Origin of the sequence: Microvirga terricola (assembly GCF_011777495.1) — a bacterium.
In the GTDB taxonomy this organism is placed as follows: domain Bacteria; phylum Pseudomonadota; class Alphaproteobacteria; order Rhizobiales; family Beijerinckiaceae; genus Microvirga; species Microvirga terricola.
Window position 1 is genome coordinate 761,306 of record NZ_JAATJS010000002.1, and the last position, 25,143, is coordinate 786,448.

Here is a 25,143-nt window from a genome sequence, read left to right on the forward strand (position 1 = left end):
CTTGGAATGGAAGCGGTTTCGCTTACTGCTTCGGAGCCGCAGGCTGCTGGCCCTGCATGCCGCCGTGGTGCTCCATACGCCAATGCTCACGCGCCGCCATTCGGCCGCCCCGGCCTTCGTGCATCAGAACCGGAAGAAGCTTCTTCTGGCGGTCGTCGAGCGAGGCCCAGAAGGGCTTCATCGCGGTCGAGAGCGCGGTCAGGTTCTCGCCATTCTTGGTCGAGAACGTGGCAGCACGGTCAAGTCGCGCCATCAGGTCGGGATGCTCCTTGGCGTTAGCCCGTGCGCGAAACGCTTCCATGCGCTCGGCGCGGGTGGCCGAGATGGAGCGAAGCGCCTTTTCAACCGGCGGCCAGAGCTTCTGCTGGTCGGGGGTCAGCTTGAGGCCGGCCTGAATGCCGGCGATGCGAGCGTCCGTAAGCGACTCGACGTCCGCGCGGCTCATCGGTTCGTGCGCGCGCGGGCCGCCGGCCGGCGGCGGGGCCGGCTGGGCATAGGCCAACGTCCCTGCAAGGGCGAGGGCGGACGCTGCCGAGAGAATTGCAAAGGTTTTCATACGGTTTCCTCCATGATGGGGCGAGGACGAAACTGGCTCCCCTTCGCTCTCCGCAGGGTGACCGCCGCATGAAATTTTCGTCATGTTGGGCGGATCAGCCGAGGTGCTTGAGAAACCCTGCGAAGCGCATCAGACCTTCAGGCCAGGGGCCATGTCCGCTATCCGTATTGATGTGGCCCGCATCGCCCGCATCCACAATGGCCGAACCCCACGCGTAGGCGATATCTTCCGCCTTGGCGTAATCACAATGCGGATCCGTGCGGCTTGCGACGAGCACGGACGGGAAGGGCAGCGGATCGCGCGGGATCGGCGCGAAGGCGTGGTCGATTTCCGGGATGAAACCGGGCCGCCCGACGTCCGGCAGACCGGCGAGGAATGCGCCCTGAACCTTGCCCTTGGGGAGAAGCGGAGCGGCGTGCGCAATGGCGATGATGCCGAGGCTGTGGCCGACCAGGACGACGGGCTTCTTCGCGCGCTTCACGTCCTGGACGATGCGCTTGACCCAGTCATCCTTCTTCGGCGCGTCCCAATCCTCCTGCTCGATCCGGCGTGCGGTCGAGAGCTGGCGCTCCCAGCGGCTCTGCCAGTGATCGACGCCTGAATTGGTGTAACCGGGGACGATGAGGATGTCGCAGTCGGAAGTTTTCATGCTCCCGAGGTAAACGCCCAAGGCCGCCGGTTCAAGCGCTCCGCCGCAATTCCAGCTCCTCGGCTCGCTTGAGCACGGCTTCCCGCTCGGCGATGTAATCGCGCGTCAGCGGCACCGTGTCGTTGCGCTTGGCGAGCTGGAGCTGGAACACCACCGCATCCTGGAAGCGGAAGGCGGATTCCGACATGGCGAGATAGCACTCCCACATCCGGCAGAAGCGCTCGTCGTAAAGCCGTAGCACCTCTTCGCGATGCGCCATGAAGCGCTCGCGCCACGCCTTGAGCGTGAAAGCGTAGTGCAGGCGCAGCACCTCGATGTCGGTCACGATCAGCCCAGCGCGCTCCACGGCAGGCATGATCTCCGAGAGGATCGGCAGGTGCCCGCCGGGGAAGATGTAGCGGGTGATCCAAGGGTTTGTCGGATGGGGCGTGCCCGTGCGGCCGATGGTGTGGAGCAGCATAACCCCGTCGTCTTTCAGAAGCCGACGGCAGGCCTGAAAGTAAGTGTCGTAGGACGGCACACCCACATGCTCGAACATGCCGACCGAGACGATGCGATCGAACGAGCCCTTGGTGGCGCGGTAATCCTCAAGCTCGAAGCGGACGCGCTCCGGCAGTCCGGCCGCCACCGCACGCTTGCGGGAGATGTCGAGCTGTTCCTCCGACAGCGTCACGCCTTTGACCGAGCCTGCCCCCGCCACGCGGGCGAGATAGAGCCCGAGGCCGCCCCAGCCGGAGCCGATGTCGAGCACGCTCTGGCCTGGATCGACCATGAGTTTGGCCGTGATGTGCCGCTTCTTGGCGAGCTGCGCCTGTTCCAGCGTCGCGTCGGGATGGTCGAAATAGGCGCAGGAATATTGCCGGTCAGCATCCAGGAAGAGGGCGTAGAGCCGCCCGTCGAGATCGTAGTGATGGGCGACATTGCGCTTGGAGGCGCGCGGGTCGTTCTCGGCCCTGAGCTGCATCCAGGTCCTGATCGCCCTCAGGCGGCGTAAGGGGAGCTCGTCCAATTCCCCGTGCGTGTCCTGCAGCACGAGTTGCAGCAGGTCATAAATGGTCCCTTGCTCGATCACGAGCCGGCCATCCATGAACAATTCGCCGAGCTTCAGTTCTGGGCGGAGGCACAGCAGCAGTTGCGCGGCGCCGTCCGTGAAGCGGATCGATACTTTAGGTTCCTGACCGTCGCCGAAGGTGAGGCGCTGTCCGCGGGCGGTCGTCAAATTCAGGGTTCCCCGCCTGACCGCGCTCGAGAAGGCGGCGGCGAGAAGTCTTTCCGACAGCATGGCAATCCCCAAGCCGGTGAGTCCTGCCCGGGGATTGTTGCTCAAACAACGAAATTTTCCAGTACTGCCTTTGGCCTAGAAAATATTCAGTCATTCCTGGGGCGCATAGGCCGCAGTGCCGCGCGATTCCCTCCCCGCAAAGGGGAGGAGAGGCTCAGCTCGCGCCGAAGACCCGCTTGAAGATCGTGTCGACGTGCTTGAAGTGATAGGCGAGGTCGAAGCAGGCTTCGATCTCGGCAGGCGACAGGTATTTCGTCACGTCCGCGTCGCTCTTCAGAAGTGTGAGGAAGTCGCCTTCGCCACGCCAGACCGGCATGGCGTTGCGCTGCACGAGGCGGTAGGCGTCTTCGCGGGACGCGCCCTTTTGCGTCAGCGCCAAAAGAACGCGCTGCGAATGCACGAGGCCGCCGAGGCGGTCCAGGTTCTTCTGCATGTTCTCCGGATAGACCAGCAGCTTGTCGATGACGCTGGTGAGCCGCGCGAGCGCGAAGTCCAGCGTCACGGTGGCGTCGGGGCCGATCATGCGCTCGACGGAGGAGTGGGAGATGTCGCGCTCATGCCAGAGCGCCACGTTCTCCATGGCGGGCAGGGCATAGGCGCGAACCATGCGAGCGAGGCCGGTCAGGTTTTCCGTCAGCACGGGGTTGCGCTTGTGCGGCATGGCGGAAGAGCCCTTCTGGCCCTCCGAAAAATACTCCTCCGCTTCCAGCACTTCACTGCGCTGCAGGTGGCGGACCTCGATGGCGAGACGCTCGATGGACGAGGCGATGACGCCCAGCGTCGCAAAGAACATGGCGTGACGGTCGCGCGGGATGACTTGCGTCGAGACCGGCTCGACGGAAAGGCCCATCTTTTCGGCCACGTATTCCTCGACCTGCGGGTCGATATTGGCGAAGGTGCCGACGGCGCCCGAAATGGCGCAGGTCGCCACCTCGCGCTGCGCCTCGATGAGACGCAGCTTGCAGCGCTCGAACTCCGCATAGGCCTGGGCCATCTTGAGGCCGAAGGTGACGGGCTCGGCATGGATGCCGTGCGAGCGGCCGATCGTCGGCGTCATCTTGTGCTCGAAGGCGCGGCGCTTGATGGCGGCGAGCAGCGCTTCGATGTCGCGCAACAGAAGGTCCGAGGCGCGCACGAGCTGCACGTTGAAGCAGGTATCGAGCACGTCGGAGGAGGTCATGCCCTGGTGCACGAAGCGCGCTTCCGGGCCGACGATCTCGGCAAGGTGGGTCAGAAAGGCGATGACGTCGTGCTTGACCTCGCGTTCGATGGCGTCGATGCGCTCCACGTCGAAGGTGGCCTTGGAGCCCTTTTCCCAGACGAGATCCGCCGCTGCCTGCGGCACGACGCCGAGCCCGGCGAGCGCGGTCGTGGCGTGCGCCTCGATCTCGAACCAGATGCGGAACTTGGTTTCGGGCGACCAGATGGCCACCATCTCGGGACGGCTGTAACGAGGGATCATGGGCTCACACTTTCGCGCGGGGAATTAAGCCCGCGCGGTAGCACGACAAGCCCGCGATCTCAACGCGCCTTGGCTGCCGCCTCGCGAATGGCTGCAATGTTGTGGGAATAAGCCGACGGGCCGCCCTTGAACGTGGCCGAGCCTGCGACGAGCACGTTGGCGCCAGCCTTGGCCACCAGGGGCGCTGTCTCGGCGGTCACGCCGCCATCGACCTCGATGTCGATGTCGCGGTCGCCGACCATGGCCTTGATGCGCCGGATCTTCTCGCAGACCGAGGCGATGAAGGCCTGGCCGCCGAAGCCGGGATTGACGGTCATGAGGAGCACCAGATCGACCAGGTCGAGGACCGGCTCGATGACGTTCTCATGGGTACCGGGGTTCAGCACCACGCCCGCCTTCTTGCCGAGCGAGCGGATGGTCTGGAGCGAGCGGTGGAAATGCGGGGTCGCCTCCGCATGAATGCTGATGACGTCCGCCCCAGCCTTGGCGAAGGCCTCCAGATAGGGATCCACCGGCGCGATCATCAGGTGCACGTCAAACACCTTCGCCGAATGGGGGCGAATGGCCTTCACGATGTCCGGACCCAGGGTGATGTTGGGCACGAAATGCCCGTCCATCACGTCGATGTGGATCCAGTCGCCGCCGGCGGCGTCGACGGCACGGACTTCCTCGCCGAGCTTGGCGAAATCGGCGGAGAGGATGGAGGGAGCGATCAACAGGGGGCGTGTCATGGCGGCGCGGGTAGCACGAGCTTATCCAAACGGCAACGGCGCAAGCAGATTCCGCTTCTTCCGCGCCCTCAGACAACTGGGGAGACGGCTTTTTGCCACAGGAAAGAAATGGACGGCTCTCGGGGATCGGGAGTAAAGAAAGCGGATACAAGAGGGGCAGCGAGCCCCTTCGGCCCTCGCGGATGAGGGCGTCATTTCGAGGATGGGGCTAAGGTTTCCATGCGTAAGGATGTCGTTGTTCTGGGCGCCGGCATTGTCGGCGTGTCGATTGCCATTCACCTGCAGAAGCGGGGCCGTTCCGTGCTGCTGGTAGATCGCCGCGGGCCGGGGCAGGAGACCTCCTATGGCAATGCGGGCCTGATCCAGCGCGAGGGCGTCTATCCTTACGGCTTCCCGCACGATTTCGGCGCGCTGCTGCGCTATGCGCTGAACAACACCATCGATGCGCATTACCACATGGCCGCGCTGCCGAAGCTCGCGCCCTTCCTGTTCCAGTACTGGATGCACTCGCGCCCCGCGCAGCACAAGGCGATCGCGCGGCTCTATGCGCCGCTGATCGAGAACAGTGTGACGGAGCACATGGCGTTGGCGGAGGAGGCGGGCTCGACCGCGCTCATCCGCCCGACCGGCTGGATGAAGGTTTTCCGCAGCACGAAGGCGCGGGACGAGCAGTTCCGCGATGCGGAGCAGGTGAAGCGCGACTTCGGCGTGAACTTCGAGGCCCTCGACGACAAAGGTGTGGCGGATCGTGAGCCGCACCTGAAGGCGGAACTGACCGGCGGCCTCCATTGGACCGACCCGTCCGCCATTTTCGACCCCTTTGCGCTCACCTCGTCCTATGTGGAGCTGTTCGAGCGCCTCGGCGGCGAAATGGCCGAAGGCGATGCCCGGACGCTGGAGGAATCAGGCTCCAGCTGGCGTATCCAGACCGTGAACGGCCCCGTCGAGGCCGGGTCGGTCGTCGTCGCGCTCGGTCCGTGGGCGGATGCAGTGACGAAGCGTCTCGGCTATCGCTTTCCGCTCGCGGTCAAGCGCGGCTACCACATGCACTACACGCCCGAAGGCAACGCGGTGCTCAATCGCCCGACGCTCGATTTCGAACGCGGCTATTTCCTCGCGCCGATGGCAAAGGGCATCCGCCTTACCACGGGCGCGGAATTCGCCAACCGCGACGCGCCCAAGACGCCGGTTCAGCTCAAGCGCGCCGAACCCATCGCCAAGGAATTCTTCCCCCTCGGCGAGAGGGTGGAGGAGGAGCCCTGGATGGGCATGCGCCCCTGCACGCCGGACATGATGCCGATCATCGGTAAGGCGGAGCGGCACAAGAACCTCTGGTTCAGCTTCGGCCACGCCCATCACGGCATGACGTTGGGCCCCATCACGGGCCGTCTCCTGGCCGAGATGATCGTTGGCGAGAAGCCGGTCATCGATCCGAAGCCGTATCGGCCGGATCGGTTCTAATCCGGCACCTTTAAGAGCAACTTCTCATAAGACATCAATCCTATCCAATTGGAGGGGGAGGTGCTTGAATGAGGAGGTGGAACGCTTATGATCTGCCCCAACGTTACAGGGGGGAGCGGATGCTGGGGGGCGGCCGGTCGCTGATAAGCGACATCTATGAAGCTGCGGTCATTCCTGAGCGATGGTTCTAGGTTCTCAACCAGATTTCCGCCATTGCAGGAGCTGAAGGGGGCTTCGTGGTCGCCGTCAGCGGACGAGGCGAACGATCCTGGGTCGCTACGGATTACTATCAGCCCCTTCTCTGAATGGTATGCCGATGGCTGGCATTTGCGAAACACCTGGATCAAGCGCGGCCTCCAGCGCAAGCGCCTTCAGTTCTTCGACGAGAACGATCTTTTCGCACCCGGCGAAGTCGATTCAATTCCCATGTATCGGGATTTTCACCGTCCGCGCGGCGGCGGGTGGTCCGCTGGCGCCATCATGCAGATCCCCGGCGGCGGCCTTGTCTGCATGCGCTTCGAGCGCCGCTATGACCAAGGGCCGCTGGAGCGGGATGGCAAGGCGAATCTCAATGTCCTCCGATCGCACCTTGCGCGTGCGTCCTTCCTGTTTACGAAGTTCCCGACGCGGCAGGCTCGATCGACGGTTTCCGCTCTCCAATTCATGGATATCCCCGCTGCGGTGCTCACCCGGAACGGTCGTGTTTTGGCTTGCAATGAAGCCATGGAGACCCGGCTTTCCCAGGTGAATGTGAGAGCCGGTGATCGGGTCGTGTTCACGAATGAAGATGCCCAACGCGACTTGAGCGAGAGCCTCGAACGGATGACGGCCGGCTTGTTCGATCAGTTGCGCGGCCCCATTCCTCTCCCGGCCACGGAAGAGCACGGGCCGGCGGTTGCTTATCTGATCCCGATGCGCGGGGCTGCCCAAGATCTGTTCGGCTGCGAGAGCACGTTGCTCATGATCCGGCCAGCTGATTCAGAGAACCGACTCTTGGATCTGGTGCGGACCCGGTTCGCCATTGATGCCGGTGAGGCTCAACACTGGGGAAGACTGATTGCGGCCGCCTCTCCGCGCCTGGCCGCGGCGCTCTTGGCCTCGACCGAGAACGTTCAAGCCACCCTCGACCGTACGCTCGGAAACACACAAAGCGGATTGGAAGCTCGCATGGCGAACTTCTTATCGCGACTCGGGGACGATCCGGAATACAGCTCCGCCGCAAGACAGGCTGCACTCTCGCTCTAACCCTGCCGCTCTTTGCTGAAGCAATCCCGCCAAGCCGGCTGCGCGCCGGGGTAGGGTAGTGCCGTCGCCTCATAGACCCCGCGTGCGATGGCGCGGGTCAAACAATCGGTTGCGATAGCAGTAATTTCGGTGAACTCGGCGGGTTCGTCCTTCAGCGGTCGGCGTCCCGTGGAGGCGGCAAAGACCGTGTCGCCGTCGAAGAGCGCATGAGCGAAGCGTAGGCCCCGCGCGAGGCCGCCATGGGCGGCGATGGCGAGGCGCTTGGCCTGGCCCTTGTTTAGCGTCGCGTCGGTGGCGACAAGGGCGATGGTGGTGGCCGGCTGTGGGCCGCCTTTCCAGATCAGCTTGCGCTTTTCCGGCTCGATCTTGCCCGGCAGGCCGAGGCCGCCGAACTCGTCGTTTTCCTCAAAGCCGCCGGCCCAGAAATGCGGGCCGTTGCCGATAACGGCCGAGGCGACGGAGTTGACGATCACCAGCGCGCCGACCGTGTGCCCGGTCGAGGTGACGGCGCTGGCGGAGCCGAGGCCGCCTTTCAGGTTCGCGGTGGTCGCGCCATAGCCGCCGCCGACGGTGCCGAGCGAGAAGTCGAGCCCCGCTTTCTGCACGGCCTCGTAGCCCAACTCGCGGTAGGGCGGATAGCGGCCCCAATCCTTGTTGCCGCCGTTGAGGAGGTCAAAAATGACAGCCTGCGGCACCAGTGGCACGATGGCATCTCGCACCGCGAAGCCGATGCCTTTTTCCCGCAACGCGGCTTGCACGCCGCTCGCCGCATCGAGGCCGAAGGCCGAGCCGCCGGACAGCACGACCGAGTGAATGGCGGGAGCCAGCTTATCGGGGTCGAGCAGATCGGTCTCGCGCGTGCCAGGCGCGCCGCCCATCACGAAACACGAGGCGACGGCGGGTTCGTCGAACAGGACGGCGGTGACGCCGGACCCGAGGGCGGTGTCGTGGGTATTACCGACGCGCAGGCCTGCGACATCGGTGATCAGATTGCGAGCGTTGGTCATGACGCAAGGCAAACCTAAAACGCGCGGGTTCACAAGCTGGCGACCTTGGCTTCCACCGGCTTTCTTGTGGGACCGCGACGGGATAGAACGCCTTCCATGCTCAACGTTTCCCTTTCAGCCGCTGCGCTCGGTGGCCTCATCAGTTTCTTGAGCCCCTGCGTTCTGCCGCTGGTGCCGCCGTATCTGTCCTTTCTCGCGGGCACGACCTTCGACCGCCTGAACGCGGGCGAGGGCGCGGTACGCCGCCGGGCGCTTCTCGCCGCGCTGCTGTTCGTCGCCGGGTTTTCGACCGTCTTCGTGCTCCTGGGTGCGACGGCCTCCGCGCTTGGTCAAGTCATCCGGCAATATCTCGACGTGTTGAGCACACTCGCCGGGCTCGCCATCATCGTCATGGGGCTGCATTTCTTAGGCGTCTTCCGCATCGGCTTTCTCTATCGGGAGGCGCGGTTCAGCGTGAACCGGCCGGTCGGTCTCTGGGGCGCTTATGTCATGGGCCTCGCCTTCGCCTTTGGCTGGACGCCCTGCATCGGTCCCGTCCTCGCGGCCATTCTGGCGGTTGCCGGTTCCGAGACGGATGTTTTGCGCGGTGCGCTGCTGCTGGGCGCCTATTCCGCGGGACTCGGTATCCCGTTCCTGCTCGCTGCCTTCGCGATGAAGCCGTTCGTCGCGCTCATCAAGCGGATGCGGTCGCATTTCTCCATCGTCGAAAAGACCATGGGCGTCCTGCTGGTGCTCACCGGCATCGCCTTCCTGACAGGCTGGATCACCAACATGTCCTTCTGGCTGCTGGAGACATTTCCGGCGCTGGGGCAGTTGGGGTAGGGCGCCACAGGAATCGGGTCGCTCGCAAGCCGTCACCTTGCGATCCTGACGGTCCCATTCTCGGAGACCGTCCATGCCGTTCCAGATTCGCGGGCTCGATCCCGCGCTTTTTTCTTCTCTATTTCGCCTGTCCGAAGCCGAGCTTGCTGCTGTTGGCGCACAGCGGGTCTATGCGGATGAGGCGGATGCCTGTCCCTGCCGGGTGTCGCTGACGCGGGTAGACGAGGGGGAGGAGCTTCTGCTTCTCAACCACACTCACCAGCCGACGCCGAGCTCGCCCTATCGCGCGAGCGGCCCGATCTTTGTCGCGCGATCCTCGTCGGCGGGGCACTACCGGGATGAACTGCCGCCGATGCTGCGGAACAGGCTGCTCTCGCTGCGGGCTTATGATTCAGCGGCGTTGATCGTGGATGCAGAAGTCGCCGAGGGCGGGGAGGTCCTGGCCGTTATCGCACGTTTCCTGGCGAACCCCGAGGTCGCCCATATCGACGCCCATTTCGCCCGGCGCGGCTGCTTCGCGGCGCGGATCGAGCGGGATTGAGCAATAAGAAAAACCCGCCCTGTCGCCAGGGCGGGTTCCTTTAGGCTTCGGCGTGGGCCGGTCGATTACATGCCCATCTCGTTGCCGGAGTAGTCGATCTTACCGTCGGCGCCCTTCTTCCAGACGTACATGACGTAGTCCGGACGGGTGATGTCGCCCTTCTTGTCGAAGGAGATGTCGCCGATGACGGTCTTGAACGGCTTGCCGGAGTGCATGACCTCGGCCACCTTCTTGCCGTCGATGCTGCCAGCCTGCTTGGCGGCTTCCGCCAGGATCTGGGTCGCAGCGTAGCTGTAGAGCGTGTAGGCTTCCGGATCGAAGTTCTTGGCCTTGAACTTGGCCACGACGTCCTTCGCGTTCGGGTTCTTGCGCGGATCCGGCGAGAAGGTCATCAGCGTACCGTCGGCGCCCGGGCCGGCGATCGAAACGAACTCGGCCGACACGATGCCGTCGCCCGACATCATCGGGGCGGCGAGGCCCTGGTCGCGCATCTGGCGAATGATGAGGCCGGCTTCGGTGTGGAGGCCGCCGTAATAGACGACATCAACGCCAGCCTGCTTCAGCTTCGACACGAGCGCGGAATAGTCCTTCTCGCCCGGGTTGATGCCTTCATACACGACTTCCTTGAGGCCCTTGGCGTTCATTGCCTTCTGGGTCTCGTCGGCAAGGCCCTTGCCGTAAGGAGTCTTGTCGTGAACGACGGCGACCTTCTTGCCCTTGAACTTGTCGGCGAGGTAGCCACCGGCAACTGCGCCCTGCTGGTCGTCGCGACCGCAGGTGCGGAAGGTGTTCCACATCTTGCGCTCGGTGAACTGCGGGTTGGTCGAGGCCGGGGTGACCTGCACGATGCCGGCTTCCTCGTAAACCTGCGAGGCCGGGATCGAGACGCCGGAGTTGAAGTGGCCGACGACGAACTTCACGCCTTCAGCGGCGAACTTGTTCGCCACCGACACGCCTTGCTTGGGGTCGGACACGTCGTCGCCGACGACGATCTGCAGCTTCTGGCCGTTGATGCCGCCGGCGGCGTTGATGTCTTCAACAGCCTGCTCGACGCCATTCTTGAGCTGCGCGCCGAAAGCGGCGTTCGGGCCGGTCACGGGGCCGGCGACGCCGATCTTGATCTGCGCGTTGGCCGCGCCGGAGAAGGCAAGGCCAAGACCGAGCGCTACGCTGGTCAACAGCATCTTTTTCATGAGGTCACTCCTCTGGGGTGGTTTTATAGGCCCCCTTCCTCGGGGCCGGGTTTCAGCAGGCAGGAACCCGCCGTCCGGGTGACATCATGACTCTTTTTGAGCGGAAGTCACCCCGGAATTTCATGGGCTTAGCCGTTCGTATGAGAGGACTTTTCCTTCCAGCCGAACGGGCTCGTGCGCTCGTAAAGCCAACGATATTGCGAGGTCATCAGCTTCGTCTGGTTGTATCGGTAGCCGAGGCTGCCGATGATCAGCACCACGATCGCATCCACAATGTAATAATGGAGCGAAATCAGGGTGCCCTGGAACAGGGCGAAGTGGATGAACCGCACCGCCGCCGTCAGGATCAGCAGGTAAACGACCAGGTTCCAGAAGGGCCGCCAGGTGATGGCGATGGCCCGCCCGGTCATCCAGGCGGCCGAGCCACCGAGCACGACGGTGATGAACAGGAACAGCCAGATCGACTGTTCTTCATAAAGAAAGCCCTGCATCAGTGGTGCCCTCCTTCGAGGTAGGCCGCGCGGACCTGCGGATTTTCCAACAGTTCCTTGCCAGTGCCGCTCAGGGTGATGTTGCCGGTCACCATCACATAGCCGCGGTGAGCGAGCTTGAGGGCGTGATAGGCGTTCTGCTCGACGAGGAAGACGGTCATGCCGTCCTTCTCGTTCAGTTCTTTGATGATCTCGAAGATCTGCTTCACGATCAGAGGCGCGAGGCCGAGCGAGGGCTCGTCCAGAAGCAGGAGCTTCGGGCGGCTCATGAGCGCGCGAGCAATCGCCAGCATCTGCTGCTCACCGCCGGAGAGCGTGCCCCCGCGCTGTTGCAAACGCTCCTTCAGGCGCGGGAACAGGGTGCAGACCCGCTCCAGATCCTGGTCGAAATGGGCAAATCCGTTGATGGACGCGCCCATTTGCAGGTTCTCGAATACCGTCATGCGCGGGAAGATGCGCCGTCCCTCGGGCGATTGCGCAATCGACAGGCGGGCGATGTCGTGGGTCGGCATCTGGGTGATGTCCCGGCCCGCATAGGTGATCTTGCCCTCCCGCGCCCGCGGGTTGCCGAAGATCGTCATCATCAGGGTCGACTTACCGGCGCCGTTGGCCCCGATCAGCGTGACGATTTCTCCCTCGTGCACGTCCATGTCGACGCCCTTGAGAGCGATGATGTTGCCGTAATAGGTCTTGACGCCGCGCACGCTCAGCAGGGGCTGACGCGCCGGTGCGGCTGCACTCTGGCTCATCGGGTTGGTTGCTCCTGCGGTGCTCATGCGCCGATCTCCGCTTCGACCTTGGCGATCTCCTCGTCGGCGACGCCGAGATAGGCGGCGATGACGCGCGGATCGTTCTTCACTTCGGTCGGCGAGCCGTCCGAGATCTTGGTGCCGTAATCGAGCACCACCACGTGGTCGGAAATCTCCATCACCACCGACATGTCGTGCTCGATGAGCAGGATCGAAGTGCCATGGTCCTTGCGGATTGAGAGCAGAAGCTCATTCAGCTCCAGCGACTCGCGCGGATTGAGGCCCGCCGCCGGCTCGTCGAGGCAGAGCAGGAGCGGGTCCGTGCACATGGCGCGGGCGATTTCGAGACGCCGCTGATCGCCATAAGGCAGATCGCCGGCAGGATCGTCCGCGCGGTGGATGAGCCGGGTCTTTTCCAGCCAGAACTTCGCGCGCTCGATGGCGGCGCGTTCCGCTTTGGCGTAGCCGCCGATGCCGAGCACGCCGAGGAAGGTGAAGCCGGACGAGATCATCAGCGGGTTGTGCTGGGCAACCAACAGGTTCTCGAGCACGGTCATGCCGGAGAACAGGCGGATGTTCTGGAAGGTACGGGCGACCTTGGCTTTCCAGTTGATGTCGAAGCCGGGGAGCCGCTCGAGAAGCAGTTGCGAGCCGTTGGGCTTGCGCAGCGCGAGCATCCCCTCCGTCGGCTTGTAGAAGCCGGTGATGCAGTTGAAGACGGTCGTCTTGCCCGCACCGTTGGGGCCGATGAGCGCGGTGATGTCGCCGCGTCCGACCTTGAAGGAGAGATCGTTGATGGCGACGAGGCCGCCGAAGCGCATCGTGAGATGCTGAACGTCGAGAATGGGGTCTTGTTGCCAGCGCATTAGCCGTGTCCTTCCTTCACGAGCGAGCCGGAAATCGCCTTGCGCTCTTTCAAGATCACCGAGGGTTCGCGCTCCGAAATCAGGCCACGCGGACGCCACACCATCATGGCGACCATGCCTGCGCCGAAGAGCAGGAGGCGGTACTCGTTCGGGTCGAAGTTTTCGCCGAAGACCGCTTTGAGGAAGGTCAGGTTACGCAACATTTCCGGGCCGCCGACGAGGACGATGGCGGCAATCGCCACGCCGATCTGCGAGCCCATGCCGCCGAGCACGACGATGGCGAGGATGATCGCCGATTCCAGGAAGTTGAAGCTTTCCGGAGAGACGAAGCCCTGACGCACCGCGAAGAAGGACCCGGCGAACCCGCCGAACATCGCGCCGATGGCGAAGGCCGTCAGCTTGGTGTTGGTGGTGTTGATGCCGAGCGAGCGGCAGGCAATCTCGTCCTCGCGCAAGGCTTCCCACGCGCGGCCGATGGGCAGGCGGCGCAGGCGCATCGTGACGAAGTTCGTCAGGAGCGCGAGGCCCAGGATGAGATAGTAGAGGAAGATGTAGCGGTGCATCGCATTGAAATCGAGCCCGAACAGCGCGGCAAACCCGTCATCACCCGAGGTGAAGGGCACGCCGAAGAAGGTCGCGCGCGGGATCGACGAGATGCCTGCGCCGCCATTCGTCAGGTCCACCCAGTTGATGAGAACGAGGCGGATGATCTCACCGAAGGCGAGGGTGACGATGGCGAGATAGTCGCCACGCAGACGCAGCACCGGGAAGCCGAGGATCATGCCCCAGAACGCGGCGAGAATGCCGGCGAGGGGCAGGCAGATCCAGAACGACAGGCCGAAGGTCGTCGATAACAGCGCGTAGGAATAGGCCCCCACCGCGTAGAATGCGACGTAACCGAGATCGAGCAGGCCGGCGAGGCCGACGACGATGTTCAGACCCCATCCAAGCATCACATAGGTGAGGATGAGGATGCCGAGATCGACGAAGTAACGGGATTCGTTCAGGCCGCCCTGCACCAGATAAACCAGGAGAGGGAAGCTGAGCGCGACGCCGAGGAACAGCGGGATCGCAAAACGCGAAACCTTCTGATAGGCGCTCGGCTCCGCATGGACCGGCTCTGTTGCCTGATGCGGATCGGGGAGGGCCTTGCGCGACGCTTTGGTCGCGAGGAAGGCGTGTTCGAGAACGCGCAGCACGAAGATGATGCCGACGACAGCCGCCACCAGCCACCAGCGCGAGGCGAGAAACAGCTCGCCGCCGTTCTGCTCGGTCTTGTAGGACAGGATCGGGATCGACAGGGCAAGCGTGATCAGCGCGGTCTTGAAGGCGTCCTTGAGGGCCGCCTGGAGGTTGAAGCGGCTCGGTACCTGAGTTTCCTCGGCCGAGCTGGTCGTAATGGAAGGAGCATTCATGGACGGGCTCCTTAGACTTTTTCGACTTCAGGCCGTCCGAGAATACCGGAGGGCATGAAGATCAGAACGATGGCGAGGATCGAGAAGGCCGCCACGTCTTTGTACTCGATGGAGAAATAGGCCGACCAGAAGGTCTCGATCAGGCCGATGATCAGCCCACCGAGAACCGCGCCGGGCAGGGAGCCGATGCCACCGAGCACGGCCGCCGTGAACGCCTTCACGCCCGGCACGAAGCCGTCGTTGAAGCTCACCACGCCGTAGTTCAGGAGGTACATGGTGCCCGCCACCGCTGCCAACGCCGCGCCGATGACGAAGGTCAGTGAGATCGTGCGGTCCACGTTGATGCCGAGCAGTGCGGCCATCTTGCGGTCCTGCTCGCAGGCGCGCTGGGCGCGGCCGAGCGAGGTCTTCTGAACCAGGTACCAGAAGACGGTCAAAAGCACCGCCGTCGTCAGCATGATGATGATCTGCTTGTAGGACAGCGCGACATTGTAGCCGCTCTCGCCCTGGAAGAGCACGATTACGTCGCGCACCATCGGCGGCGTCGGCTTGTTGCGCGCGCCCTGCGCGACCTGCACGAAGTTGGACAGGAAGATCGACACGCCGATGGCCGAGATCAGCGGTGCGAGGCGGAAGGAGCCACGCAGCGGCCGGTAGGCGATCCGCTCGATGGCCCAGCCCCAGAGGGAGGTGAGCACCATCGCGATGACGAGAACAATCAGGAGCGCCAGCGCCACGGAGGAAATCCCGAGCCATGTGGTCAGGATTAAGAAGAAGATGAGCGCGATGAAAGCCGAGAGCATGAAGACGTCGCCGTGGGCGAAGTTCACCATGCCGATGATGCCGAACACCATCGTATAACCAATAGCGATGAGGCCGTAGATCGACCCCAGCGTCAGCCCATTAATGAGCTGCTGCACAAAAATATCCATGTCCTGCCCTTGCCCCTCTGGATGGGGTCGTTGTTGGGATACGTCTCAGCAAAGCACGATGTGGGGTCGAGGCCAAGCCGGACGTAAGGTGGGGTGTCTAGCAAACCGGGATGCCTCCGACAATTCTCCGTTAAGTTTCCTATCAATAAGTCTGATAGGATAGAAATGTGGGCTAAACCCCGGGAAAAACTTCAAAAAATTTCGGATGGCGACCATATGTCGTTTATGGTCTTGTGCTTCGCCTCAAAGGGTGGGAGAGGCTTTTCGTAGACGATGTCGAAGATGCAGCCTCATCCCGAATCCCCTGCCGATTCCCCGGCCATCACCGTTTCCGGACCCGATGCGGCTCTCTTTCGCGAGGGCATGAGCCGCGTTGCTGCGGCCGTCCACATCGTCGCGACGGACGGACCGGCTGGCAGGGCCGGTTTTACGGCGACGGCGGTGACGCCGGTCACCGACAGCCCGGCGACGCTCCTCGTCTGCGTCAACACGGCCGGCCGGTCGACCCAGGCGCTCCTCGCCAACCGGGTATTTTCCGTCAACACGCTCGGGGCCGGTGAGTCCGCCCTGGCGGATATTTTTGCCGGACGGACAGACCTTCACGGCAAGGACCGTTTCAGCGTCGGGCAATGGGGCCTCTGCGCCACCGGCGCGCCTCTTCTGATGACAAGCCTCGTCTCGTTCGATTGCCGCCTCGTCGATGCGCGGGTTGTCGCCACGCACCATGTGCTGATCGGCGAGATCGACGGCATCCGCCTTGGCGAATCCGGCCCAGCGCTGGTTTACCAGGGGCGCCTCTACCGTAACCTTTAGAAGTCTATTCCTTCAACGTCCGTGGCCCCTGCGGCGCGTAGGGGCTCCATCCGGTCAGCTGGACGAATCCATCCCGCGCGGCGACCAGGAGGTGCTTGCGGTGCCGATGGACGAGGGTGCCGGGGCGATAGCTGTGCGCTTCCTGCCAACCCGACGCTTCCCAGACATAGATGTAGCGGGAATTGACCTGCGCGAAGGTTTCGATGGAGCCAAAGGCGCGGACGGTGCGGAGGATGTCGGACACGTCGCGCCACCAGTCGAGCGTCCGCTGAGGCTGGGTCATGCGCGGCCAATAGGTGCCGGGCCCTTGCGGCATGGCCTGCGTCCAGAGCGATGGAAGATCGTTGGCAAGAGCATTCGCGGCGCGCTTTGCGGCCATCTGGCATTTGGCCAAAAGCGTGTCGTGCGTCTCGACCGGGCTTAGCGGGAAAAGCTCTTGCGCGACGATGGGGCCGGTGTCGAAGGTCGGGTCGAGAAGGTGGACCGTCACGCCCCATTCCGGCACTGCATCGAGAATGGCCTGGAAGAGCGGGTAGGGGCCGCGCCCCAGAGGCAGCGGTGAGGGATGGAAATTGACGGCGAAGGGAAGGTAGCGCTCCCAACCCTTGATGAGCCATGGATAGCCCGCAACGATGAGAGCCTCGCAGCGCGCGGATTTCAGGCTGGCGAGATCCGCCGGCTGAATGCGTGAGAGTTGGACAGGCACCTTCAGCGCCCGGGCGCGGGCGAGCGTCGCGTCGTTGAAATCATAGATGCCGTCGCAGGGGCGGCTGAAAAGCTTCACGGGTTCCCAGCCCCTGTCGAGCAGGGTCTCGAAAACGTCTCCGAGAAAATCGATGCCGGCGAAAGCGAAGCGCATGTTCTGCTTTATGCCTCAAGCATGCCCTCGATCAAAAGGCGGGGTGCGACATCACTCCACATCATTGGCGAAGGCGCGACGGACGCTCGCATTCCCGCTGTCGCATCAAGTTGATCCTCCTCAATGGGAGCGCGCGGCGCCCCTTTTACGTTGACCGGATTGCGAAGGAGAAGCGCATGCGGATCGATCCCCTCAAAGTCGGACTTGCTGTGGGTTTGCTGTTGGGGGGCTGGCACGCGTGTTGGTCGCTTCTCGTGGCGCTGGGCTGGGCGCAGGCTGTGGTCGATTTCGTGCTGTGGATTCACTTCATCCAGCCGATCTATGTGATCGGGCCCTTCAGCCTCACGCGGGCGGTGCTTCTCGTGGCCATCACCGGGGCGATCGGCTTCGTCATCGGCGCAGCTTTTGCTGCGATCTGGAACCGTCTGCGCCGCCGGCCGAGCGCGACCGTCTCGGTTCTTTCGGAGGTGCGCAAATCCAACGATTTCAAATCGCGGCGTTAGCGTCGCGTTTGGCTTGCTGCGAGCAGTGGCCTGTTGCGCATGAAGGCGCGGAAGGTCGCGTTGTTGTGTAGCGCTGTTTCGCCTGCGCCGATCACCGTATCCAGAGTGGCGGGATCGAGCTGGAAGCGGGTCGGCACCTTGTCGAGCTCGCGCCGCAGCTCCGGTCCCGCGTCATCGAAAGAAACGCGGCCCACGGTGAATGCGACGTCGTCGCATTTCCAGCCGTTGAGCGTGCCGCGCAGCGCTACAACCTCGTGGTTCGGCAGCGAGCAGCGCCAGCGCCGGATGTCGCTTTCCCAATCGCGCATGATGGTGGTGAAGTAGTCGTAACCCTTGTAGACGCCTGAATCGATGGCGACGTCGGTCACGATGCCCGCGAGTTCCATGCCGGTCGGCGAGGCAAGCTTGCTCGGCCATTCGCCTGCGGGGCCGCGTCCTGCATCAACCACGAGGAACAGGAAACGCTTGACCCGCACGGCCTGCTCCGCCGTCATCGGCATGTAGGGCCGGTCGCGGTTGGTCCGTGCGACGGCAAGCGAGTGGATGCCGAAGTTATCCGTCAGCCCACCATCGAGAAGCTTCACATAGTGGAAGTGCTCGGGGTCCTGCCGGTAGCGCGTCATCGCGGCGGCGCTGGCGCGCAGGGTTGCGGGGGCTGTTTTGTCGGCGAGTCCACGTTGGAGCCACGCGGGAACGTGTCCGCCGCAAGCGCCGCCGAAATTCTCCACGTTCATGGGAACGAAAAGGCCCGGCACCGCCGCGGAGGCGGCCACCGCCTCCGAGAGGCGCACCTTGCTCAAGTCGCTGCAGAGCGTGCTGAAGGTGATGGGCTCGAAGACGAACGGCACGCGGTTATAGATGTCCGATGCCGCAATCCACACGAGCGGGCGCTTGCGCGCGAAAAGATCGGCATAGGTTGCGCCGTCGAACAGGTTCTCATCGAGCCAGCGCGGAAACTTCGAGCGGTCATTGACGCCGCCGTCGTGCACGATCCGCAGCACGTTCGCAAGGGAGACATCGGCGTCGAAACCCTGCTCGGCATTGCGTTCAAGGAAGCGGCTGCGGAACGTGGGCAAGCCCTCGCGGCCCTTAAGGCCGAAATAAGCGGCGGTGACCGAGCCGCCTGAGACGCCGGAGATCAGATCGATCATATCCGTCATCCGCTGGCGGCCATTCTCGGCCACGATTTCATGCCGGTCGAGTTCGTTCAGCACGCCATAGGAAAAGGCCGAAGCGCGCATGCCGCCGCCGGAAAAGGCCACGCCGACGACGGTCTCCCCGAACTGGTCGGGACCCAGTGGCCAGCTGCGCTGGTCGGCGACCCGGGTAATGGGCTCGTTTAGGGGCGCGTGGGTCAAATCGCCGGAACACGCCGACAATGCCAGCGCCGTCGCACCCGCGAGCGCCCATCGCTTGAACCCGCCCAGCCCCATGGTCATGCTCTTCGCCCCCAACGGAAGGGCGAAATACGATGCGCGGCGAAAAGTCTCAATAGCTGAGCATCAAGTCTTCACGAGACTTTTGGCTTGGCTCTTGTTTCCTTCCCCCTGCGGCTATCGGTATCGTCATCCGGCTCTTGGGGAACTCCGAAGTGTGGTGACAATTTAACCTTGAGCATGGACCCTCAGAACTGCGCCGCCAAGGCGGAGCCTCTTCGATCCCGTCAGGCGGACTACGTCTGGTCCAGAGGAGGTCTTATGGCGTCCAAGGACTTCATTCGTCAGCTGGAGGGCTATGGGCTGACGACGGCGAGCATTCTTTATCGGATGCCCGACCATCCCTCATTCCTGCAAACCTTCATCTGGCAGGATTACGACCTGGCTCCCGAGTTTCCGATGCTGCTCAAATTCCTCAACTTCTGGCAACGCGAGCTGGCGGGGCCGCTGCATTCGGTCACGGTGAGCCATTCGCACCTCATCCGGCCCGCCGAATTCCGGGCCATCCAGGGCGAGATCAGCATTCATTGAGCAGGATCGAGACGGGAACAGAACCGGGAGTCTTGGCCCAGAGACGCAACTCGGGTAGAGAAGCCCTCTCTTTGAGCGTCCCTCGAACCTCCCAGGGCTCCTTGTCCTCAAACGCGCGCACCTCGCAGATCCTTCTTGCCCTGGCCTCGCAGCCGGGCGAGCGCTTGACCGTGCGGGACATCATGGCCGTACTGCAGGACCGCGCCTTCGCCGTGCTGGTGGTGCTGCTCGGCTTGCCGAACTGCCTTCCCATGCCGCCGCCGATCCCATTGATCTGCGGGCTTCTGCTGACGCTCGTGGCCATCCAGATCATGTTCGGCCGCCCGACGCCCTGGTTGCCGGGCCAGCTCCTCAACCGGTCTATCGCGCGCACCGACATCGAACGAGCGGTCGCCCGCGCCATGCCGGCCTTCCGGCGGCTTGAGCGCCTGTCCCGGCCCCGGCTGACCTTTCTGGACACGCCCATCACCATGCGTCTCATGGGGCTGGTGATCCTGGTGATGGCTCTGGGTCTGCTCTTTGCGCCGCCCTTCGTGGGACAGATCCCCATGGGGCTGGCGGTCTGCCTCGTCGGCCTGGGGCTGGTGGAGCGCGACGGCGTGGTGGTGATCGGCGGCCTCGTCATCGGCGCCATCGGCCTGACGATCAGCCTCGGCTTCGTCTATGCGATCCTGTCGGGGCTAGAGAGTATTTTTTAGAAAGCCCCAGTCGGCGCCCGTGTCATCCGTCTCTCGATTCCGTCACAGAGGCACAACGAGGTTGAGTACGCTGAAAAGAGCAGGTTGACCATCAATGTCTGCTGCTTCTCAGAGCTTAAAAGGATCGAGCGGAGAGCTGGCAGATCGGTCTTGCAGGTCAAACCGCCATCAAAACTCAGGCAGAACGGTCCGAAAATGCTGCCGTCATGAAACTGCTGAATCTGCTTAGGGGGCAGATCGGCCGCCAACCCGGCGCTTGCCGCGAGCAAAACGTAGCCGCTGACGATCCCGATAGGGCCAAGTCTCGATGTCATGCGCCAAGCGTAGCAACGAATGGCGTCAATACAATCTTGTTTAGTCACCGTCAGATCAACTGCAGCCCCTTCAGGCTCGCGTGCCCTTCGCGCCCCACGATGATGTGGTCGTGGACCGTGATGCCGAGGGGCTTGGCGACGTCGATGATTTCGCGGGTCATCTTCACGTCGGCCGAGGAGGGTGTCGGGTCGCCGCTCGGGTGGTTGTGGACCAAAATCAACGCCGAGGCCGAGAGTTCGAGCGCCCGCTTCACCACTTCGCGGGGATAGACGGGCGTGTGGTCGACGGTGCCGGATTGCTGTACCTCGTCGGCGATCAGCGCGTTGCGCTTGTCGAGAAAGAGCAGGCGGAACTGTTCCTTGTCCATGAACGCCATGGCGGCGCGGCAATAGTCCAGCACCGAGGTCCAGGAGGATAGAACGGGCCTTTTCGCCACCTCGCCCTTGATAAGACGGCGCGCGGACGCCTCGACGATCTTCAGGTCGGTGACGACGCTCTCGCCGAGGCCGGCCACCTCCATCAACCGGGCAGGGGAGGCTGCAAGCACCTCGGCGAAGGAGCCGAAGCGTTTCAAAAGCTCCTTGGCGATGGGCTTCACGTCCCGGCGCGGGATGGAGCGGAATAGGACGAGTTCCAGAAGTTCGTAATCGGGCAGTGCATCGCCGCCGACGTCCGAGAAGCGGGCTCGGAGGCGGTCGCGGTGACCGTGATAATGAGGCGTGTCGTCAGCGCTCATGCTTTCCCGTTACTCTTCGCCCGCGTTGTTCCAGGCAATCGAATCTGGTTCGTGAGATACAATATTGCAGTTTGAGTTTGAAGCGACCGCAAGCCGGGCGCTCAAGTCCCGGCATCACAATTGATCTGCAATCGCCGCGGCAGTTTCCTTGCCCGTGGCAACGGGCACGATCTCGAAGCCTGCAAGGTCGCACCATGCGGCGACCCAACGCTGGAGCAAGGTCACGTCATCGCAGCGCATGAGCTGAAAGCAACGCGTGTAATCGGCTGAAACCCAGCTATCGACGAATTCGAGACCGTCCGGCATCTGCCGGCCTTTCTCGCGAAAGCGCCTGTAAACCGCCTTCGGGTCCTGGCCGAAGGTCTCGATCACCATGAACAACACTGACGGCCTCCCCAGCTGGCATGGCTGGAAGGTGCCGCATTCCTTCGGGTAGGTAAATAAGCCTGACCCGTCAGGCCGCAGCGTAGGGCGGCTTGTCCAAGCCCTTCGGCGACAGCGTGAAAATCTCCACGCCTGTCTCCGTGACGCCGACCGTGTGCTCGAACTGGGCCGAGAGGGAACGGTCGCGGGTCACGGCGGTCCAGCCGTCGGAGAGCACCTTCACCTGCGGGCGGCCCAGATTGATCATGGGCTCGATGGTGAAGAACATGCCCGGCTTCAGCTCCACGTTATAGGCCGGCTCCACGTAATGCAGGATCGTCGGCGAATCGTGGAAGACCCGGCCGAGGCCGTGGCCGCAGAAATCCCGCACAACGGAGCAGCGCTCGGCTTCCGCGTAGGTCTGGATCGCTGCGCCGATATCGTTGGTCGTCGCGCCAGGGCGGACTGCGGCGATGCCGCGCAGCAGGCTTTCATAGGTGATCTCGCACAGGCGCTGCGCCCGGCGCGGAACGTCGCCGACATAGTACATGCGGCTGGAATCGCCGTGCCATCCGTCGAGAATGACGGTCACGTCGATGTTCATGATGTCCCCGTCGCGGAGCGGCTTGTCGTTGGGGATGCCGTGGCAGACGACGTGGTTGATCGAAGTGCAGATCGTCTTGGTATAGCCGCGATAATGCAGGCAGGCGGGATAAGCCCCGTGGTCGCGGATGAAATCGAAGGTGAGCTTGTCCAGAGCCTCGGTGGTGACGCCGGGAGCGACCTTGTCGACGAGCATGTCGAGCGCTTCCGCCGCTAGGCGTCCCGCGCGGCGCATCCCTTCGAAGGCCTCGGGGCCATGCAGGGGAATTTCGGCCGCCCGCTTACGCTCAATAACGTCGGTATCAGTCATCATAGGTCCTTGGAAACGTAGGCCCGAATGTAGGGATCGGCGCGTCCGACGCAAGCAAAGACATCATGCACACGCTTGCGAATGAAGCGCGAGGGTGTCATGAGCACCCCGCATTCGCTTTGTTTGCCGGTATTGGACTTCTCCATAATGAACGATTTTGGCCCATTTGGCACCCTTTCTCCTTCAGGTTTTACCCGCTGGGTGATCGAGCGCACGCGCGCCATGCCGGAAGGGTGGGCGACCCGCCGCCTGGCCCTCATGCTGCGCCGGCTTGTGGTGCAGTCGCTGAATGGCTCGCCGATCGATCTCGAGACGTTCGGCATCAAGATGCGCCTGCACCCCTATAACAACGTCTGCGAGAAGCGCATTCTCCTCACCCCCCATTATTTCGACCCTGAGGAACTCGCCCTGCTGGCGACCCGGATCAAGGACGGCTTCACCTTCGTCGATGTGGGCGCGAATGTCGGCTGGTACGCGCTGTTCGCCGCCAGCAAGGCCGGGGCGTCCTCGCGCATTCTGGCGGTGGAGCCGCAGCCGGAAATCTTTGACCGCCTGACCTTCAATATCAGCCAGAACCCCTTCGGCACCGTGAAGGCCGTCGCCTGCGCGGTGGCCGACAAGACCGGCGAGCTGACCCTCTTCCTCGACCCCAACAACCGCGGCGAATCGAGCGTGAAGATCGTCAGTTCGAGCCAGACCGACGCCATCCGCGTTCCGGCCGTTACTCTGCTCGATCTTTTCGAGCGGGAGGGTTTTGCCCATGTCGATGCGGTCAAGCTTGATGTGGAAGGGGCGGAGGACCTGATCCTCGACCCGTTCTTCCGCGATGCGCCCGAGGCGCTCTACCCCTCACTCTTCATCATCGAGGACGGGCGCGAAAGCTGGCAGATCGACTTGCCGAAGCTCTTGGAGGGCAAGGGTTACAAGCTCATCATGCAGACGCGGATGAATCTGGTTTTCGAGCGGAAGTGACGCCGGTCACCGCAGCGTGACGATCTCCACCGGGTGGTCGATCACGACTTCCTCCGGCGTGATCCGACAGACATAGGCGTAGGACTCAACACCCATCGCAAGCGCGTGGCGGAAGGCCTTGTCGTAGGCGGGGTCGATGTCCCGCGCCACGTCGAAGCGGTCGGCCTCCATCTGGATCACATAGACCAGAGCGGCCCGTGCGCCCGCCGCAACCATATCCACAAGCTCATAGAGGTGCTTGGCGCTCCTTGCCGCGATGCAATCGGGAAACTCGGCAAAGCCTGGTTGGCGCATCAGGTGGCAGTTCTTGACCTCGAGGTAACAGGGCGGCGCGCCGTCCTTCTCCAACAGGAAGTCGATGCGGCTGTTCCTGCCATATTTCACCTCCGGCCGGATGCGGTCGTAGCCGGTGAAGGGGGCGAGTTGGCCTGCCCGTAGGGCCTCCGCGACCAGAAGGTTGGGACGTGAGGTGTTGATGCCCACCAACTGCTTCGGTCCACCGCCTGCCGCCACTTCCACAAATTCCCAGTTGTATTGCAGCTTGCGCTTGGGGTTCGTGGCGCGGGAGAGCAGGACGCGGCTTCCCGGCTCCTTCAGGCCCAGCATCGCGCCGGGATTGGCGCAGTGGACCGTCACCTGCTTTCCGTCCGGCAGGACAACGTCGGCGAGAAAGCGCTTGTAGCGCTCGATCAGACGGCCTTCGAGGAGAGTTTCGGCAAAACGCATGGGGTTCACTCAGGTCTCGGGCTTCCGTAACAGGGGAGAAGCCCTGCCTTCAACCGAAGGCTTGCTTGAGAAATGCCGTTTCGGGCGCTAAACGCCTTGAAAAAGGATCGTTTTGGCATGGCCGCTCCCATCACAGCCGCCCTTCTCATCATCGGCGATGAGATTTTGTCGGGCCGCACCAAGGACAAGAATATCGGCTATATCGCCGAGTATCTGACCGGCGTCGGCATCGACTTGTGCGAAGTCCGCATCGTGCCCGACGTGGAGGATGAGATCGTCGCGGCGCTCAATTCGCTACGCCAGCGCTACACCTATCTCTTCACCACCGGCGGTATCGGCCCGACCCATGACGACATCACCGCCGATGCGGTGGCCCGCGCCTTCGGCGTCGGCATCGATCACGATCCTCGCGCCGTCGCCATGCTGCGCGAACGCTACCAGCCGCACGAGCTGAACGAGGCGCGTCTGCGGATGGCGCGCATCCCGGATGGGGCCGACCTCATCGAGAACCCGATTTCCAAGGCGCCCGGCTTCAAGATCGGCAATGTGTTCGTTATGGCGGGCGTGCCCGCGATCATGCAGTCCATGCTCGACACCATCGCGCCGACGCTTCAGACCGGGGCGCGCATGCTGGCCGAGACTATTGAGGCCGAGGGGCTCGCCGAGGGCAACTATGCCGCGGGTCTGGCCGACATTGCCTCCGCCCATCCAGGCGTTTCCATCGGGTCCTACCCGTCCTTTTCCACCAGCGGCTTCCGCAATCAGATCGTCGTGCGGGGCAGGGACCCCGTCGCCGTCGCGCGCGCCGTTGCCGCCGTCCAGGATCTGCTCCATCGCCTCAAGAGCGATGGGGTGCCACATTAACCTAGCCCCAAC

At 63.3% G+C, this 25,143-nt stretch carries 28 protein-coding genes and 1 pseudogene; 10 read left to right on the forward strand and 19 right to left on the reverse strand.

Going from position 1 to position 25,143, the window contains the following annotated elements:
• Positions 1–22: 22 nt before the first annotated feature.
• The 5 genes from HB375_RS07970 to rpe form a co-directional block, all read right to left on the reverse strand.
• Complete coding sequence (locus HB375_RS07970) at positions 23–556, reverse strand: Spy/CpxP family protein refolding chaperone (RefSeq protein ID WP_167672422.1); 534 nt, start codon at positions 554–556, stop codon at positions 23–25.
• Positions 557–650: 94 nt separating this feature from the next.
• Positions 651–1,205 (reverse strand): RBBP9/YdeN family alpha/beta hydrolase, encoded by a 555-nt coding sequence (locus HB375_RS07975; protein WP_167672423.1) that lies wholly within the window; start codon positions 1,203–1,205, stop codon positions 651–653.
• A 31-nt stretch (positions 1,206–1,236) separates the two neighbouring features.
• Positions 1,237–2,487 carry a cyclopropane fatty acid synthase gene (locus HB375_RS07980; protein WP_167672546.1) on the reverse strand — a complete coding sequence of 417 codons (1,251 nt, stop codon included), beginning with the start codon at positions 2,485–2,487 and terminating at the stop codon, positions 1,237–1,239.
• Between the two features lie 154 nt (positions 2,488–2,641).
• On the reverse strand, positions 2,642–3,949 hold the full coding sequence (gene purB, locus HB375_RS07985; protein ID WP_167672424.1) for an adenylosuccinate lyase: 1,308 nt from the start codon (positions 3,947–3,949) through the stop codon (positions 2,642–2,644).
• A 59-nt stretch (positions 3,950–4,008) separates the two neighbouring features.
• Positions 4,009–4,680, reverse strand: coding sequence for a ribulose-phosphate 3-epimerase (rpe, locus tag HB375_RS07990; RefSeq protein WP_167672425.1), 672 nt, complete (start codon positions 4,678–4,680; stop codon positions 4,009–4,011).
• Between the two features lie 219 nt (positions 4,681–4,899).
• Between rpe and HB375_RS07995 the strand changes: the two genes are divergently transcribed.
• Both HB375_RS07995 and HB375_RS08000 read left to right on the forward strand, forming a co-directional pair.
• Positions 4,900–6,141, forward strand: coding sequence for an NAD(P)/FAD-dependent oxidoreductase (locus HB375_RS07995; protein ID WP_167672426.1), 1,242 nt, complete (start codon positions 4,900–4,902; stop codon positions 6,139–6,141).
• A gap of 510 nt (positions 6,142–6,651) precedes the next feature.
• The gene (locus HB375_RS08000; RefSeq protein WP_167672427.1) at positions 6,652–7,386 is read left to right on the forward strand and encodes a hypothetical protein; all 735 of its coding nucleotides are present in this window, start codon (positions 6,652–6,654) and stop codon (positions 7,384–7,386) included.
• Here the strand turns inward: HB375_RS08000 and HB375_RS08005 are convergent.
• Positions 7,383–8,393, reverse strand: a complete 1,011-nt coding sequence (locus tag HB375_RS08005; protein ID WP_167672428.1) for a P1 family peptidase — start codon at positions 8,391–8,393, stop codon at positions 7,383–7,385. The two genes, HB375_RS08000 and HB375_RS08005, sit on opposite strands and share 4 nt — an antisense overlap.
• Positions 8,394–8,489: 96 nt before the next feature.
• Between HB375_RS08005 and HB375_RS08010 the strand changes: the two genes are divergently transcribed.
• Entirely contained in the window at positions 8,490–9,215 is a 726-nt protein-coding gene (locus HB375_RS08010; protein ID WP_167672429.1) for a cytochrome c biogenesis CcdA family protein, read from the forward strand.
• 73 nt (positions 9,216–9,288) lie between these two features.
• A complete protein-coding gene (locus HB375_RS08015; protein ID WP_167672430.1) occupies positions 9,289–9,756 on the forward strand; it encodes a DUF1203 domain-containing protein in 468 nt (155 codons plus the stop codon).
• A 65-nt stretch (positions 9,757–9,821) separates the two neighbouring features.
• Here the strand turns inward: HB375_RS08015 and HB375_RS08020 are convergent, their stop codons facing one another.
• From HB375_RS08020 to HB375_RS08045, 6 genes and pseudogenes are all read right to left on the reverse strand, one after another.
• On the reverse strand, positions 9,822–10,949 hold the full coding sequence (locus HB375_RS08020) for a branched-chain amino acid ABC transporter substrate-binding protein (protein ID WP_205800089.1): 1,128 nt from the start codon (positions 10,947–10,949) through the stop codon (positions 9,822–9,824).
• Between the two features lie 128 nt (positions 10,950–11,077).
• Positions 11,078–11,440, reverse strand: coding sequence for a DUF6867 family protein (locus HB375_RS08025; RefSeq protein WP_167672431.1), 363 nt, complete (start codon positions 11,438–11,440; stop codon positions 11,078–11,080).
• Entirely contained in the window at positions 11,440–12,216 is a 777-nt protein-coding gene (locus HB375_RS08030; RefSeq protein WP_167672432.1) for an ABC transporter ATP-binding protein, read from the reverse strand. Before HB375_RS08030 ends, HB375_RS08025 begins: the two co-directional genes overlap by 1 nt.
• Before the next feature lie 23 nt (positions 12,217–12,239).
• Positions 12,240–13,055, reverse strand: a pseudogene (locus HB375_RS08035) (ABC transporter ATP-binding protein); the annotation flags it as partial.
• On the reverse strand, positions 13,055–14,470 hold the full coding sequence (gene livM, locus HB375_RS08040) for a high-affinity branched-chain amino acid ABC transporter permease LivM (protein WP_167672434.1): 1,416 nt from the start codon (positions 14,468–14,470) through the stop codon (positions 13,055–13,057). The pseudogene HB375_RS08035 and the gene livM, both read right to left, overlap by 1 nt.
• An 11-nt stretch (positions 14,471–14,481) precedes the next feature.
• Positions 14,482–15,402 (reverse strand): branched-chain amino acid ABC transporter permease, encoded by a 921-nt coding sequence (locus tag HB375_RS08045; protein ID WP_167672435.1) that lies wholly within the window; start codon positions 15,400–15,402, stop codon positions 14,482–14,484.
• Between the two features lie 282 nt (positions 15,403–15,684).
• Between HB375_RS08045 and HB375_RS08050 the strand changes: the two genes are divergently transcribed.
• Positions 15,685–16,215: a flavin reductase gene (locus tag HB375_RS08050; RefSeq protein WP_167672436.1), complete on the forward strand. Its 531-nt coding sequence runs from the start codon at positions 15,685–15,687 to the stop codon at positions 16,213–16,215.
• Between the two features lie 4 nt (positions 16,216–16,219).
• Here HB375_RS08050 and HB375_RS08055 read toward each other — a convergent pair whose 3' ends face one another.
• On the reverse strand, positions 16,220–17,074 hold the full coding sequence (locus tag HB375_RS08055) for a methionyl-tRNA formyltransferase (RefSeq protein WP_167672437.1): 855 nt from the start codon (positions 17,072–17,074) through the stop codon (positions 16,220–16,222).
• 176 nt (positions 17,075–17,250) lie between these two features.
• On the opposite strand from HB375_RS08055, the gene HB375_RS08060 reads away from it, so the two are divergent.
• Positions 17,251–17,577 (forward strand): hypothetical protein, encoded by a 327-nt coding sequence (locus HB375_RS08060; RefSeq protein ID WP_167672438.1) that lies wholly within the window; start codon positions 17,251–17,253, stop codon positions 17,575–17,577.
• Here HB375_RS08060 and HB375_RS08065 read toward each other — a convergent pair.
• A complete protein-coding gene (locus HB375_RS08065; protein WP_167672439.1) occupies positions 17,574–19,016 on the reverse strand; it encodes a patatin-like phospholipase family protein in 1,443 nt (480 codons plus the stop codon). The genes HB375_RS08060 and HB375_RS08065 overlap by 4 nt on opposite strands.
• A 258-nt stretch (positions 19,017–19,274) precedes the next feature.
• On the opposite strand from HB375_RS08065, the gene HB375_RS08070 reads away from it, so the two are divergent.
• Together HB375_RS08070 and HB375_RS08075 are read left to right on the forward strand one after the other, a co-directional pair.
• Entirely contained in the window at positions 19,275–19,544 is a 270-nt protein-coding gene (locus HB375_RS08070) for an usg protein (RefSeq protein WP_167672440.1), read from the forward strand.
• 101 nt (positions 19,545–19,645) lie between these two features.
• Entirely contained in the window at positions 19,646–20,242 is a 597-nt protein-coding gene (locus HB375_RS08075; protein WP_167672548.1) for an exopolysaccharide biosynthesis protein, read from the forward strand.
• On the opposite strand, the gene HB375_RS08080 is transcribed toward HB375_RS08075, so the two are convergent.
• The 4 genes from HB375_RS08080 to map all read right to left on the reverse strand — a co-directional run bounded on the left by HB375_RS08080 (position 20,239) and on the right by map (position 22,569).
• Positions 20,239–20,604 carry a hypothetical protein gene (locus HB375_RS08080; RefSeq protein WP_167672441.1) on the reverse strand — a complete coding sequence of 122 codons (366 nt, stop codon included), beginning with the start codon at positions 20,602–20,604 and terminating at the stop codon, positions 20,239–20,241. The two genes, HB375_RS08075 and HB375_RS08080, sit on opposite strands and share 4 nt — an antisense overlap.
• 2 nt (positions 20,605–20,606) lie before the next feature.
• Positions 20,607–21,293 (reverse strand): RadC family protein, encoded by a 687-nt coding sequence (gene radC / locus HB375_RS08085; protein WP_167672442.1) that lies wholly within the window; start codon positions 21,291–21,293, stop codon positions 20,607–20,609.
• 114 nt (positions 21,294–21,407) lie between these two features.
• Positions 21,408–21,668 (reverse strand): DUF3303 domain-containing protein, encoded by a 261-nt coding sequence (locus tag HB375_RS08090; RefSeq protein ID WP_205800122.1) that lies wholly within the window; start codon positions 21,666–21,668, stop codon positions 21,408–21,410.
• A gap of 79 nt (positions 21,669–21,747) precedes the next feature.
• Positions 21,748–22,569, reverse strand: coding sequence for a type I methionyl aminopeptidase (gene map / locus HB375_RS08095; RefSeq protein WP_167672444.1), 822 nt, complete (start codon positions 22,567–22,569; stop codon positions 21,748–21,750).
• 147 nt (positions 22,570–22,716) lie between these two features.
• On the opposite strand from map, the gene HB375_RS08100 reads away from it, so the two are divergent.
• The gene (locus HB375_RS08100; protein ID WP_167672445.1) at positions 22,717–23,541 is read left to right on the forward strand and encodes an FkbM family methyltransferase; all 825 of its coding nucleotides are present in this window, start codon (positions 22,717–22,719) and stop codon (positions 23,539–23,541) included.
• Positions 23,542–23,547: 6 nt separating this feature from the next.
• Here the strand turns inward: HB375_RS08100 and sfsA are convergent, their stop codons facing one another.
• Positions 23,548–24,267: a DNA/RNA nuclease SfsA gene (gene sfsA / locus HB375_RS08105; RefSeq protein WP_167672446.1), complete on the reverse strand. Its 720-nt coding sequence runs from the start codon at positions 24,265–24,267 to the stop codon at positions 23,548–23,550.
• Between the two features lie 117 nt (positions 24,268–24,384).
• On the opposite strand from sfsA, the gene HB375_RS08110 reads away from it, so the two are divergent.
• Positions 24,385–25,131, forward strand: coding sequence for a competence/damage-inducible protein A (locus tag HB375_RS08110; RefSeq protein ID WP_167672447.1), 747 nt, complete (start codon positions 24,385–24,387; stop codon positions 25,129–25,131).
• Positions 25,132–25,143: the final 12 nt, after the last annotated feature.